Here is a 13,370-nt window from a genome sequence, read left to right as displayed (position 1 = left end):
GCCTGACCGCGGCCGAGGGGCCGGTGAGCACACGCTCACCGGCCCCTCGGCCGTCCTGCTGGGCCCGACGCGCCCTCCGCGCGCGGACCGGCTCACCGGTTCGTCACGTACCCCCACGTGGCGACGCGCCACTCACCGTCGACGACGACCTGGCCGGGGCGGTGGCTCTCGAGCCACGCGAGGGTCGTGACCTCGGCGGTGTCCGGGTCGACGAGCACCGTGCGCTGCGGGTCGGAGCGCCCGCCCGCGTAGCAGGGGTTGAGCGACGTGTGGATCTTCCCGTCGACGACCGTCAGGTCCCCGCCGTGCTCCGACGGCGACCAGCCCGTGGTCAGCGAGCGGATCTGCCCGCCCTCGAGCACCGCAGGGTCGGACGTGGTGTCGCACGGCGCCGGCATGACGACCCGCCCGATCGCGACCCGGCCGTCACCGAGCGGCCACGCGTCGCGCAGCGGCACGTCGGAGACCGCGAGCGACCGCGGCTCCGCGTCCTGCGACACGTCCACGGCCCACAGCTCCCACGAGCCGTCGGCGCGCGGGCACGAGACGGCGGCCTGCGCGTCGTCGACCCAGCCGACGGGCCGGCAGCTCTCGTCGGCCGGCCAGCGGGGCAGGTCGTGCCGCGCGCCGTCGCGCACGTCCACGCCGACCCAGCCGCCACCCTCGCCCCGCAGCGCCAGCCACGTGCGGTCGGGGCTGAGCGGGTGCAGGTAGTTCGGCAGCGTGGCCTCCCCCAGGTCGCGCACCGAGCCGTCGGTGCCCAGCGTGAGCAGGGTGCCGGAGTGCTCGGCGACGTCCCCGCCGTAGACCTCGGCGAGCAGCGCCGGGTCCTGGGCCACACGTGAGCCCGGGCCGGCCGGCCGGTAGTTGCCCGTCCTGCTGCCGTCCGCGAGGTCGGCGGGCAGCGGCGTGCTCACCCAGAGCGTCTCGCCGGTGACCGACGCACCGAGCGGCTGGTTGTCCCACATCAGCTCGGTCGGCTCGAGCACGCCGGTGCGCAGGTCCAGCGTGCCGACGACGTACTGGTCGTCGGCGTCGCTGGCGATCGCGACGGCCAGCGGGCTCCCCGGCTGCCAGGCGACGATCGAGGCCCCCGCGGACGCCCGGTCATCGAACAGCGTCGTGACCGTGCCGTCGGGAGCCTGCAGCGCTGTCGTGGAGCGCATGTCGGCCGGGTCGATCACCCCGGTCTCGTCGATGCCCACCCGGTACTGCCAGGTGCCGACCATGGTCCAGCCCTCCCCGGTCGCCGCGAGCAGGTCGGCGGCCCCGGGGACGGGGTCCACCACCTGGAGCGCGTCGCCCCGCGCGGCCGCGGTGGTGGTGGGCGTGGGTGCCGCGGTCGCGGTGGGCGTCGCCGTCCCCGTGGCCGCCGGCGCCGTCGGGCCGGGCCCGCCCCCGACCCCCCACCACGCGACCGCCCCGATGGCGACGGTCGCGACGGCACCCACCGTGGCCTCGCGCGCGAGACGGGCGGCGCGTCGCCGTCGGACGGCCCGGCGGGCCCCGACGAGCACGCCCGCCGCGCCCGCCGCGCCGCCGTGAGCACGCTCCACGCCGTCCTCCGCCGCCGCCAGCAGGTCTCCCAGATCAGTCACGTCGCCCCTCCTCGCTGCCCACCAGGTCCACGCGGACCCGCTCCGGCTCGTCCATGGCCTGCGCACCGAGCCGCTGCTGCAGCCGTGCAGCGCCCTCGGCGGTGTACCGCTTGACCGACCCCTCGCCGATCCCGAGCAGCCGCGCGGTCTCGGCGACGGAGAGGTCGTCGAGGTGGCGCAGCACGACGCACGCCCGCTGGCGTGGCGCGAGATCGCGCAGCGCCGCCACGACGTCACGCTCCAGCCCTTGCAGCACGACCTCGCCCGACGGCACCGGCTCGGCCGCCGTCCGGGCCAGCGCCCGGCGCTCGGCGCCGTCGGTCCGGGCCCGGTCCACCGAGCGCGTGACGATCACGCGGCGCACGTACTGCTCCGCCGCGGCCACGTGCGTGAACCGCGCCCGGCTCGAGAAGGTCGCCACCAGCGCGTCCTGCACGAGGTCCTCCGCGTCCGCGTGCGTCGCCGTCACCAGCACCGCACGGGCGATCAGCCGCGGGTAGCGATCGCGGACCAGTGCGTCCAGCACGGGTTCCCATGGTCGTGGCACTCCGCCTCCTCCGTCGTCGTGAGCAGCCGTGAGGACAACGGAGCAGCCCGGCGCGGGGTTGTGCTCACCCCCGGCCGACCCACGACAGCAGCCCGTCGCCCTCCGCACCGTCGGTCGGTGCCGGCAGCAGGGTCGACACGTCGCCGGTCAGGAGGTCGACGGCCTCCAGCGTCGTCGGCCCGGGTGCGTCGGTGCACGCATCACGCCCGGCGAGGAGCACGCGGCCCGGCGCCGACGTCAGGTGCGAGCCGTCGAGGCGTGCGGACCGGTCGACGGGCAGCGGGCCGGCGGGGTCGAGCCCGTCGAAGGTCACGAGCGACCCCGCGCACACCGGACCGGTGGCGGTCACGTCCGCGGACGTCGCGGCGACGGGTGCCGCGAGGACGACGAGCCCGACCTCGGTGAGCACGCTGCGACCGACGGGGAAGGGGTCGCCGGCCCCGAGCGCCTGCTGCGCGACCGACTGCCCCGACGTGGCGTCGAGGAGGTGCACGGTCGGGCCGTCGGCGGCGTGGGGCACGGCGCCCGCGGCGGGCGCGTCGGTGCAGGTGCCGAGCAGGTGCGCCGCGTCGCTCCACCCGACGACCTGGCACCACGGCCCCGGCAGCTGGAGCGTCCGCACCCCGTCCGCGCCCACCACGACGGTGCCGTCCTCGCCGCGGACCAGCACCGCGGTGCCGTCGGGCGACCGCTCGCCCGGGCGCCCGTCGGTGGTCGTCCCGGCGCCGGCGTCCGACCCGACCTCCCGGGCGGCCCCGGTCAGGAGGTCGACCCGGAACGCCTGGGCCTCCTGCGCACCGAACGACCAGACGACCGCGGCGCCGCCGTCCCAGGCGCGCAGGTCCCGGGCACCGTCCGGGGCCCGCACCACGTGCAGGACGTCACCGTCCGGCCGGACGAGGAGCAGTCGGACGTCGTCCTCGGCTGCCGGGGCACGCCACAGGGCGAGGACGGCCCCCTCGGCCGCGTCCTCCACGTCCCCGCGCCCGGCCTGCACGAGCGGACCCAGGCCGGGCACGTCGACGGTGGCGGCGCCTGCCGGCGAAGGGGTGGGGGTCGGCGACGTCGCCGGGCTCGGCGACGCGGGCGGCTGCGGGACCTGCGGGGACGGCACCCACCACGCGGCGCCGGCGACCCCCACCACCAGGGCGGCGACCAGCAGCACCCGGGCCGCGACGGCACCGCGGCGGGCCCGGCGGACCCGGGCCACCGTGCGGGGCAGCACGCCGTCGGTCGGGCTCGCGGCCGCCAGCGAGGTCTCCCGCTGGTGCGCCGCCGCACGCAGCAGGTCGTGCAGGTCGTCAGGTCGCTCAGCCACGGCGGGCCTCCTTCACGGTCGGGACCAGGCGGACGGGTGCGCCGGCGGGCTCGGACGGCGCGGGCACGCCCAGCCGGACGGCGAGGGCACGCACGCCGTCGGAGGTGTACCGCTTCACGGCGCCCTCGCTCAGGCCGAGCAGGTGGGCGGTGTCACGCACGGACACGTCGTCGAGGTGCCGCAGCACCACGCACGCCCGCTCGCGGGGCGCGAGCTCGGCGAGCGCTGCCTCGACCTCGTCGGCGAGGCCCGCGGCCCGCACGTCGGGCCCGGGCACGTCGGGCACGGGCCGCGCGGCGAGCCGCCGCGACGCGGCCCCCTCGCGCTGCGCCCGGCGCGCCTGGTCGTAGAACCGCGAGACAACCGCACGCCGCACGTACTGCTCGGCCTCCGGCAGCGACGCGAACCGCGCCCGGCCGCGGAAGGTGGCCACGAGGGCCTCCTGCACGAGGTCCTCCGCGTCGCGCGGGTCGCGGGCGAGCATCCGCGCGCGGGCGAGCAGCGCCGGCCAGCGCTCGCGCACCAGCGCCTCCAGCATCGGTTCCCATCCGTCCGGCACGCGGTCCTCCTGGTCGTCGCGGGTGTCGGGGTGCAGAACGACGTGGGTGGCGACGAGGTTGGGGTGGGGTCGGGACCGGGTCGCCCGGTCGGACGCAGGCGTCGAGGGGCGCGTCGTGGCGGGCACCGTAGCCTGGGTCGGTGCAGGTGATCTCCGACCTCCGGGCGCTCTGGCCGCTGACCGGCTTCCGGCGCCTGTTCGCCGTGCGGCTGGTCAGCCAGACCGCGGACGGCATGTTCCAGGTCGGGCTCGCGACCCTGTTCTTCTTCTCGCCGGAGAACGCGAGCACCGCGACGGGTGTGGCCACGGCGTTCGCGGTGCTGCTGCTGCCGTTCACGATCGTCGGCCCGTGGGCGGGCGTGCTGCTCGATCGGTGGCGCCGCCGGCAGGTGCTCCTCGTCGGCAACCTCGTGCGGGTGGCCCTGACGCTGACGATCGCCGCGCTCATGGCGACCGTGGGCGTCGGGCCGGCCGTCTACGTGCTGGCGCTGGTGACGCTCTCGGTCAACCGGTTCCTGCTGGCCGCGCTGTCGGCGTCTTTGCCGAAGGTCGTCGACGGACCGCTGCTGCTCACCGCCAACGCCGTCACGCCGACGCTCGGGGCCGCAGCGGCCGGCGTCGGCGGCGGCGTCGGCCTGGTGCTCGGCCTGGTGCTGCCTGCCGGGCGGGTGCGCGACGCGACGGCGCTCCTGGTGGCCGCAGCGGTCATGGCGGGTGCGTCCGCGTTGGCCACACGGCTGGGGCGTGACCAGCTCGGGCCCGAGGACCGTGCGGACGGGGCGCAGGTGCGCGCGGCGTTCGTCTCGCTGGCGCGGGGTCTCGGCGAGGGCGCCCGGTACCTCGTCGCGCGCCGCACCCCCGCCCAGGCCCTGGGCATCATGGCGCTGCACCGGTTCTGCTACGGCGCGGTCTTCATCGCCAGCATCCTCATCTCCCGCAACCTGCTCGCCGACCCCGCGGACGCCCAGGCGGGCCTGGAGACGTTCGGCACGGTGCTGGCCGCCAGCGCCGTCGGGTTCGCCCTCGCGGTGGTGCTCACGCCGCTGCTGGTCCCGCGGGTCGGGCCGCACGCGTGGGTGGTGGGCTGCCTGCTGCTCGCCGTGGTCAGCCAGCTGCTGCTCGTCGTGACGGTCGACCGGGTCGCGGTGCTCGCGGCCGGCGGGGCGCTCGGCCTGGCGGCGCAGGGCGCGAAGATCGCGGTGGACACGATCGTGCAGCGCGACACCGCCGACGCGTTCCGCGGGCGGGCGTTCGCGCTGTACGACGTCATGTACAACGCGGCGTTCGTCGGCGCCGCGGCGCTCGCGGCGCTGACGCTGCCCGACACGGGCTGGTCCCGACCGGTGTTCGCCGGCCTCGCGGCGGCCTACCTGGTCGGCGCCGTGCTGTTCGCGCTCGCCCCGCGCGAGCCGGTGGTGGTCGCCGCGCCTGCCGCGCGCGAGCCCGTCGCATGAGGCGCGCGCCCGCACCGTCGGTCCCCGTCACGGGCGAGGCGGTGCTCACCGGCGAGCTCGCCCGGCGGATCCTGCTCGACCAGCAGCTCGCCGTCGTCGTCTCCGACCCGCGCCTGCCGGACGACCCCGTGGTGTGGGCCAACGACGCGTTCACGCGGATGACGGGCTGGACGTCGGCCGAGGTCGTGGGTCGCAACTGCCGGTTCCTGCAGTGCGCGGGCACAGACCCGGTGGCGGTCGCACGGCTGCGGGACGCGCTCGCCGCGGGCGAGGACGCCGTCGAGCTGCTGCTCAACGCCCGCAAGGACGGGTCGCTGTTCTGGAACCAGCTGGCGGTGACGCAGCTGCGCGACGCGGACGGCGTGGTCACGCACCGCGTCGGCGTGCAGGTGGACGCGACGGCCCGGTCCGTCGGCGACGCGGCCCGCGACACCGAGCTGGCCCTGGCCCGCCAGACGGCTGCCCGCCTGGCGCTGCTCGCCGAGGTGAGCGACGAGCTGACGCGGCACCTGGAGTACGCGGGTGCGGTCGACGCGCTCGCCGAGATCGTCGTGCCACGGACCGCGACGTGGGGGTTCGTCGCGGTGACGAACGAGCACGGCCGGTTCGAGCGCGTGCACGTCGTGGCGGCCGACCCGGCCCGGGCCGACGACGCCCGCGCCCTCGGCGAGGACGGACCGGAGTGGTTGATCTACTCGCCCCGGGTGCAGGAGGCGCTGGCCTCGGGGCCCGACCACGTGGCACAGGTCGACGTCGTGGACCACGCGTCACTGCCGGGGCGCACCACGCCGCGCCAGCTCGAGCTGCTGGAGCGCCTCGGGCTGGGCTCCGCGCTGGTGGTGCCGCTGCGGGCGCGCGACCGGGCGCTCGGCGTGCTCGTCCTGGTGCACGAGCGCCCCGACGGGTTCACCCGGGACGTCGAGGTGACGGCCGCGCACCTGAGCCGTCGGGCCGGCGTGGTGCTGGAGAACGTGCGCCTGTACCTCGCGGAGCGGGAGGCCGCCCTGACCCTGCAGCGGAGCCTGCTGCCGGTGATCGGCGACGTCGCCGGGCTGGACGTCGCGGCGACGTACCTGCCGTCGGCACGAATGGCCCAGGTGGGCGGGGACTGGTTCGACGCGTTCGCCCTGCCGGACGGCGCGGTGTGCCTGGCCGTCGGCGACGTGGTGGGGCACGACCTGCGGGCGGCGGCGTCGATGGGCCAGATGCGGTCGCTGCTGCGCGCCGCGGTGTGGGCGTCGCAGGGCCCGGGCGCCGCGCTGGCCCGGCTCGACGAGCTGGTCCGCGGTCTCGAGCTGCCGGACCTGGCCACGTGCGTGCTGATGCGCTGGGAGCCCGACGGTGCCGGGGGCGCGCACCTGCGCTGGGCGTCGGCGGGGCACCCGCCGGGTCTGCTGCGGCTCCCCGACGGCACGGTGGTCGACCTCGACGGCGGGCGGACGACGCCCGTGGGGGTGCACGGCACCGGGGCGGGCACGCAGGCGGGGCGTGACGTCCCGCCGGGTGCGACGCTGGTGCTCTACAGCGACGGTCTGGTCGAGCGCCGGGACCGCGGGCTGCGCGACGGCGTGGCCCGCCTGCGCGCGGCGCTCGCCACGGCCCCGGCCGGGGGGAGCGCGGCGCAGGTGCGCGACGCGCTGGTCGCCGCGCTGGTCGACGGGCAGCAGGAGGACGACGTGTGCCTGCTCGTGGTGCGGGGGAACCACACCGACTGACTCTTCAGTCAGTCGGCTGACCGTCGAGTCGGTCGTCGCTGACGCCCGAGTCGGTCGAGCGCGCCGCCCACCACTCCTGCAGCAGGGCGCGGGCCGCGTCCTCGCCGAGCGGGCCGCGGTCGAGGCGCAGCTCGAGCAGGAACCGGTAGGCCTCGCCGACCACGCGCCCCGGGCCGACGCCGAGCGCGGCCATGATCTGCGTGCCGTCCAGGTCCGGACGGATCGACGCCAGCTCCTCCTGCTCCCGCAGGCGGGCGATCCGCACCTCGAGGTCGTCGTACGCGCGCGACAGCCGCTGGGCCTTGCGCTGGTTGCGCGTGGTGGAGTCCGACCGCGTCAGGCGGTGCAGCCGCTCGAGCAGCGGTCCGGCGTCCGTGACGTACCGCCGCACCGCCGAGTCGGTCCACTCCCCCTCGCCGTACCCGTGGAACCGCAGGTGCAGCTCGGTCAGCCGGGCGACGTCCTGCACCGTCTGCTTGTCGAACCGCAGCGCCTTGAGCCGCTTGGCCGCCATCTTGGCGCCCACGACCTCGTGGTGGTGGAAGCTCACGCCCCCGCCCTCCTCGAACCGTCGCGTGCGGGGCTTGCCGATGTCGTGCAGCAGCGCCGCGAGGCGGAGCACCAGGTCAGGGCCCGGCACCGCGCCGTCCGGGCCCGTCTCCAGCGCCACGGCCTTCTCCAGCACCATGAGCGAGTGCTCGTACACGTCCTTGTGGCGGTGGTGCTCGTCGATCTCGAGCCGCAGGGCCGGCAGCTCGGGCAGCACGTGGTCCGCCAGCCCGGTGTCGACCAGCACCTCCAGGCCCGCCCGCGGGTGCTCCGCCATCAGCAGCTTGGTCAGCTCGTCCCGCACCCGCTCGGCCGACACGATCGTGATCCGCTCGGCCATGTCGACGATCGCGGCCCGCGCGTCGTCGTCGAGCCGGAAGCCCAGCTGCGCGACGAACCGTGCCGCGCGCATCATGCGCAGCGGGTCGTCGTCGAACGACTGCCGCGGGTCCACCGGCGTGCGCAGCACCCGGCGCGCCAGGTCGCCGAGCCCGTCGAACGGGTCGACGAACACCAGGTCGGGCACCCGCAGCGCCATCGCGTTGACCGTGAAGTCCCGGCGCGACAGGTCGCCCTCGAGGGTGTCGCCGAAGGCGACCACGGGCTTGCGGGACGTCGGGTCGTACTCGTCCGTGCGGTACGTCGTCACCTCGACCACGACGTCCGCCGACCCGGCGCCGTGCCGCCCGGCGAACCGACGCGCGCCGACGGTGCCGAACTCCCGACCGATGTCCCAGTGCGCGTCGCCCCACGACGCCAGCAGCGGCTCCGCCTCGTCCGGCGACGCCGACGTCGCGAAGTCCAGGTCGTTGCTGGTCCGCCCGAGGAAGGCGTCGCGCACCGGACCGCCGACCAGGGCCAGCTCGTGACCCTGGTCCCTGAACCGCTCCCCCAGCGCGAGGGCGTCGGGCGCGACGGTCGCGAGGACCTCGATCGCACGGCGCTGCAGCTGGTTCAGGGCAGGACGGTGGTCGTCAGGGCTGGTGGGCACCGCACCAGGGTGCCAGAGGTGCGCGGCCCGACCGGCACCAGATCGGCCCGCGCACCGGCGATCCGGCGGTGGTGGACTCGTTACAGTTGTCCGCATGCCCAGCGCCGCCCGCCCGCCCGTGCCCGGGCGCGTGCCGGCGCCCCCGGGCGGTCACGCCCTGCGGATCGACCCCTCACGCCTCACCCAGCGTCCCGCCCCGGCCGCCATGCCCGTCGTCGACGAGACCTCCGCGGGCGGCCTCGTCGTCACCCGTCGGCACGGCCTGTACGAGGCCGCCGTCATCGCCCGCCGCAACCGTGCGGGCCGCCTCGAGTGGTGCCTGCCCAAGGGCCACCTCGAGGGCGACGAGACCCCCGAGCAGGCTGCGGTCCGCGAGATCGCCGAGGAGACCGGCATCACCGGCCGGGTCCTGCGCCGCCTCGGCGTCATCGACTACTGGTTCTCGGGTGACGAGCACCGCGTGCACAAGGTGGTGCACCACTTCCTGCTCGGCGCCGTGCACGGCGAGCTCACGGTCGAGAACGACCCGGACGGCGAGGCCGAGGACGTGGAGTGGGTCGCCGTGCACGCGCTTTCCGAGCGGCTGGCCTACCCCAACGAGCGCCGCCTGGCCGACACCGCCCGCACGGTGCTCGGCGACGACGCATGACGCCGACCCCCTCGGCCCGGCCCGTCGCCCGGCGGCGCCCGACGGTGCGGCAGCGCCCCGCCGCCCTGCGCCTGCTCGCGGGAGCGGCGGTGCTCGCGTTCGGCCTGCTCGGCGCGGTGGCACCCGCCTACGCGGCGACCACGACGGCCACGGGCGCCGCGTCCGCGAGCACGACGCGCGCGCTGCCCGTCACGGTCCAGGTGCTCGACGTCGCGCCGACCGTCCTGCGGCCCGGCCAGGACCTCGTGGTCCGCGTCCGGCTGACCAACGACGGCACGACCGCGATCGAGCGCCCTGGGGCCACCGTCCGGATCGAGCGGATCCGCCCCGGCACCCGCGCGGAGCTTCAGGCGTGGCTCGACTCCCCCACCGACGCGGGCGGACGGGTCGGCGCGTACGCGGCGTCCGCGACGTCCGACGTTCCGCTCGCCCCCGGCGCGCAGACCGAGCTGGTCGCGACCGTGCGGGCCCAGGACGTCGGCCTGCTCGACCGGCCCGACGTCTGGGGCGCCCGGGGCCTCGCCGTCGAGGCGACCGACGGCGGCTCCCGCGTCGGCCTGCAGCGCACCTTCGTGCTGTGGGCGCCCGAAGGGCAGTACACGCAGGCCCGGGTCTCCGTCGTCACCCCGGTCGTCGGGGGTGCCACCGTCCCCGAGGGCGTCGAGGTCGACGGTCCCGGCCCCACCGCGGCGGAGCTCACCGCCCCGGACGGCCGCCTGACGGCGCTGCTCGACGCGGTGCGGCCCTTCGACGACCTCGCCCTGGCCGTCGACCCGGCCCTGCTCGCGGACGTCGCGGAACCGCCGGCCGGCGTCGGGACCGCGCCAGGCCCCGACGACGACGCCACGGCCGACCCGACGCCCGAGCCCACGACGCCCGCACCCACGGCGACCGGGCCGACGGGGACGTCCGCGCCGGACGAGGGCACGTCCGACGCGTCGGACGACGCCGAAGACGCCCGCGGCGTCTCGCCCGGCTGGGCCGACGACCTGCGCTCGCTCGCCGCGGGACGCGACGTCGTCGCCCTGCCGTGGTCCGACCCCGACCTGGCCGCGCTCGCCCACGCCGGCGACACCGCGCTGCTCGCCGCCGCGACCGACGCCACCGCCGCGCGCGCCGACGCCCTGGGGCTCGCGGGCGCCCGCACGGACGTGCTGCTCGCGCCGGGTCCCAGCACCGACCAGCCCACCGCGGAGCTCGCCGCCGAGGCCGGGGCGCAGGTCCTCGTCACCGCCGCGGGCGACCTCGCCGCCACTGGCGACGTCACCGTCGGCGCGCGGTCCGAGGTCACGACCGGCACCGGCGCGCTGACCACCCTGACACCGGACCCGGTGCTGTCGCAGCTGCTCACCGACCCGACCGTGCTCGACCCCGCCGCGACGCCGGCGACCGCTCTCGCCCGCACCCTGGCCGAGCTGTCCGTCATCGCCCGTGCCGGCACCCTGGCCCCGCCGCACGTGCTCGTGACCACGCCCCGCACGTGGCAGGCCGACCCCGACCTGGTCGCCGCCGTGCTCACCGGCGTGCAGGAGTCGCCGTGGTCGCGCACGACGCCGCTGACCGCGCTGCTCGGCACCACGTCGGGCACCGAGCAGCGGACGCCCCTGCCCGCGTCGGCGACCGCGGAGACCGAGCTCGCGCCCGAGCAGGTCCGCCGCCTCGACGACGCACGCTCCGCGGCGATCGACTTCGCCCAGGTCAGCGACGACGCGGCCGAGCTGCTCACCGGGCTCGACGACGCGGTCCTCGCCCCGCTCTCGGTGGCGTGGCGGTCGGACGTCGGTGCACGTCAGACGGTCGTCGACGGGGTCGTCGCCGCGGTCGACGCGCGCCGCACCGGGCTGTCCATCGCCCCGCTGAGCACGCAGCGGATCATCAGCGCGAGCGGGGACCTGCGGTTCTCGGTCCGCAACGAGCTGGACGTGCCGGCGTCCGTGCGCATCGTCGCGAGCCCGCGCAAGGCGTGCCTGAGCACCGAGCCGAGCGAGCTCGTCACGCTCGAGCCCGGCGCCGAGCGGGTCGTCCCGGTGCCCCTGCACGCCGTCGCCAACTGCGAGGTGCAGGTCGAGGCGGTCGTGACCACGTCGGCGGGCACCCCCGTGTCGCCGACCCTGACGTTCCAGGCGAGCGTCACGCCGACCATCGAGTCCGTGGGCACCGCCGTGGTCGGTGTGCTCCTGCTGGTGGGCCTCGTGCTGGGCATCGTGCGCACGGTGCGGCGCGGGCAGAGCGCGCGCCGCGGGGCGCGGCTCGTGCACGAGTCGCAGGCTCGAACGCTGCCGGTGCTCGGCGGAACCCCGGAGGACGAGAAGTGAGCGAGGCGACGGTGTCCCAGAGCCCCCGAGGCGATCTGTTCCGCGGTGCCGCCCTCATGGCGTCGGGCACCGCCGTGTCCCGCGCGCTGGGGTTCGTGCGGGCCATGGTGCTGATCGCGGCCGTCGGCGTCACCGGGCAGGCGGCGGACGCGTTCGCCGTGGCCAACAAGCTGCCGAACGTGCTCTACATGCTGCTCGCGGGCGGGGCGCTCAACGCGGTCCTCGTGCCGCAGGTCGTGCGCGCGTACAAGCGGGACGCCGGGCAGGAGTACGTCGACCGGCTGCTCACCCTGGGTTTCGCCCTGCTCGCCGGCTCGACGCTGCTCCTCACGATCGCCTCGCCGCTGCTCGTGCGCCTCTACGCCGACCCGGGCGACCCCGCGCAGGTCGCGCTCGCCACCGCGTTCGCCTACTGGTGCGTGCCGCAGATGTTCTTCTACGGCGTCTACGGCCTGCTCGGGCAGGTGCTCAACGCGCGCGGCTCGTTCGGCCCGTACATGTGGGCGCCCGTGGTCAACAACGTCGTCTCCATCGTGGGCTTCGGCCTGTTCATCGCCGTGTTCGGCGGGGCGTCGAACCCGGACGTCATCAGCGCCACCGGCTGGAGCGGCCTCCAGGTCGGGGTCCTCGCGGGTGCCGCGACCCTCGGCATCGTGGCCCAGGCGCTGGTGCTGATCCCCGCCCTGCGCGCGACGGGTGTGAGCTACCGACCCCGCTGGGGGCTGCGCGGATCCGGCCTGGGCCGTGCGGGGTCCGTCGCCACGTGGACCTTCGCCGGCCTGACCATCGGTCAGCTCGGCTACCTGATCGGCTCACGGGTGGCCTCGCAGGCTCCGCAGGGAGCCCGGGACGTCGCCGGCAACGCGGCCTACGAGTTCGGGTTCATGCTGTTCATGCTCCCGCACTCGCTGGTGACGGTGTCGCTGGCGACAGCCCTGTTCACCCGGCTGTCGGCGCAGGCGAGCGACAAGGACGTCGACGCCGCACGCGCGACGTTCTCCGTCGGTGTCCGTGTCGTCGGCGTGTTCACCCTGGTCGCCGCCGCACTGCTGGTGGTGCTCGCGGAGCCCGTCACCCGGATCTTGCTGGTCGGTGAGGGCGGTGCGGGCGTCGCCGCCACGGCGCCGATCGTGGCTGCCATGGCCGTCGGCCTGCCCGCCTTCGGGGCGTGGTCGATGTGCCAGCGCGTCTTCTACGCGTACGAGGACGCCAAGGGCATGGTGCCGATCCAGGTCGCGATGGCCGTCGTCGTCGTCGGCGGCACCCTCGCCGGCAGGGCACTGCTCCCCAGCTCGAGCTGGGTCGTCGGGATCGGGCTGGCGATGAGCGCGTCGTACCTCGTCGGCACCGTGCTGGCGATGCTGCGCCTGCGCGGGCACCTGGGCACCGTGGACGCCCCGGCGATCCTGAAGACGCACCTGCTCGCGGGACTGGCCGCGGCCGCCGCGTTCGGCGCGGGGTGGGGTGCGCGCCGCCTGCTCGACGACGTGCTGGGCAGCGGCGTCGGCGACGCGGCCCTCGAGTGCCTGGCCGTCTCCGCGGTCGTGGGGCTGGTCTACCTCGTCGTGCTGCGCCTGCTCCGGGTGCGCGAGCTGGACCTGCTCGCGGGTCCGCTCCTGCGCAAGCTCGGCCGTGGGGGCTCCCGACCCGTCTAGCATGGCCCCGCACGCGCCGT

General features: G+C 76.4%; 10 protein-coding genes. 5 read left to right on the top strand and 5 right to left on the bottom strand.

From position 1 onward, the window contains the following. Positions 1–92 precede the first annotated feature (92 nt). The 4 genes from FBY24_RS06495 to FBY24_RS06480 form a co-directional block, all read right to left on the bottom strand. Positions 93–1,598, bottom strand: coding sequence for a hypothetical protein (locus FBY24_RS06495; protein ID WP_142159081.1), 1,506 nt, complete (start codon positions 1,596–1,598; stop codon positions 93–95). Beyond that, positions 1,591–2,124, bottom strand: a complete 534-nt coding sequence (locus tag FBY24_RS06490; RefSeq protein WP_255432265.1) for a sigma-70 family RNA polymerase sigma factor — start codon at positions 2,122–2,124, stop codon at positions 1,591–1,593. Before FBY24_RS06490 ends, FBY24_RS06495 begins: the two co-directional genes overlap by 8 nt. Positions 2,125–2,209: 85 nt before the next feature. Then, positions 2,210–3,463 carry a hypothetical protein gene (locus FBY24_RS06485; protein WP_142159077.1) on the bottom strand — a complete coding sequence of 418 codons (1,254 nt, stop codon included), beginning with the start codon at positions 3,461–3,463 and terminating at the stop codon, positions 2,210–2,212. Next, positions 3,456–4,148, bottom strand: coding sequence for an RNA polymerase sigma factor (locus tag FBY24_RS06480; protein WP_255432264.1), 693 nt, complete (start codon positions 4,146–4,148; stop codon positions 3,456–3,458). The genes FBY24_RS06485 and FBY24_RS06480 overlap by 8 nt, the downstream gene beginning before the upstream one ends. A gap of 14 nt (positions 4,149–4,162) precedes the next feature. Here FBY24_RS06480 and FBY24_RS06475 point away from each other — a divergent pair, with 14 nt between their 5' ends. Both FBY24_RS06475 and FBY24_RS06470 read left to right on the top strand, forming a co-directional pair. After that, positions 4,163–5,476 carry an MFS transporter gene (locus tag FBY24_RS06475; protein ID WP_142159075.1) on the top strand — a complete coding sequence of 438 codons (1,314 nt, stop codon included), beginning with the start codon at positions 4,163–4,165 and terminating at the stop codon, positions 5,474–5,476. After that, positions 5,473–7,191 carry a SpoIIE family protein phosphatase gene (locus tag FBY24_RS06470; protein ID WP_142159073.1) on the top strand — a complete coding sequence of 573 codons (1,719 nt, stop codon included), beginning with the start codon at positions 5,473–5,475 and terminating at the stop codon, positions 7,189–7,191. The genes FBY24_RS06475 and FBY24_RS06470 overlap by 4 nt, the downstream gene beginning before the upstream one ends. Before the next feature lie 4 nt (positions 7,192–7,195). Here FBY24_RS06470 and FBY24_RS06465 read toward each other — a convergent pair whose 3' ends face one another. Beyond that, entirely contained in the window at positions 7,196–8,731 is a 1,536-nt protein-coding gene (locus FBY24_RS06465; RefSeq protein WP_255432263.1) for a CCA tRNA nucleotidyltransferase, read from the bottom strand. Between the two features lie 94 nt (positions 8,732–8,825). Between FBY24_RS06465 and FBY24_RS06460 the strand changes: the two genes are divergently transcribed. From FBY24_RS06460 to murJ, 3 genes are read left to right on the top strand one after another with little or no spacing between them, the layout of a single operon-like run. After that, complete coding sequence (locus FBY24_RS06460; RefSeq protein WP_142159069.1) at positions 8,826–9,380, top strand: NUDIX hydrolase; 555 nt, start codon at positions 8,826–8,828, stop codon at positions 9,378–9,380. Further along, positions 9,377–11,695 carry a DUF6049 family protein gene (locus FBY24_RS06455; RefSeq protein WP_142159067.1) on the top strand — a complete coding sequence of 773 codons (2,319 nt, stop codon included), beginning with the start codon at positions 9,377–9,379 and terminating at the stop codon, positions 11,693–11,695. Before FBY24_RS06460 ends, FBY24_RS06455 begins: the two co-directional genes overlap by 4 nt. Beyond that, complete coding sequence (gene murJ, locus FBY24_RS06450) at positions 11,692–13,350, top strand: murein biosynthesis integral membrane protein MurJ (protein WP_255432262.1); 1,659 nt, start codon at positions 11,692–11,694, stop codon at positions 13,348–13,350. The genes FBY24_RS06455 and murJ overlap by 4 nt, the downstream gene beginning before the upstream one ends. Positions 13,351–13,370 lie beyond the last annotated feature (20 nt).

It is taken from the genome of Cellulomonas sp. SLBN-39, from assembly GCF_006715865.1.
In the GTDB taxonomy this organism is placed as follows: Bacteria; Actinomycetota; Actinomycetes; order Actinomycetales; family Cellulomonadaceae; genus Cellulomonas.
Note: the sequence above shows the minus strand (reverse complement) of the source record. Positions and strands in the feature narration are given on the sequence as shown.

Excerpts from the sequence above, each read along its gene's own strand:
- FBY24_RS06455 (WP_142159067.1), top strand. The coding sequence starts at position 9,377 with ATGACGCCGACCCCCTCGGCCCGGCCCGTCGCCCGGCGGCGCCCGACG.
- FBY24_RS06460 (WP_142159069.1), top strand. The coding sequence starts at position 8,826 with ATGCCCAGCGCCGCCCGCCCGCCCGTGCCCGGGCGCGTGCCGGCGCCC.
- FBY24_RS06470 (WP_142159073.1), top strand. The coding sequence starts at position 5,473 with ATGAGGCGCGCGCCCGCACCGTCGGTCCCCGTCACGGGCGAGGCGGTG.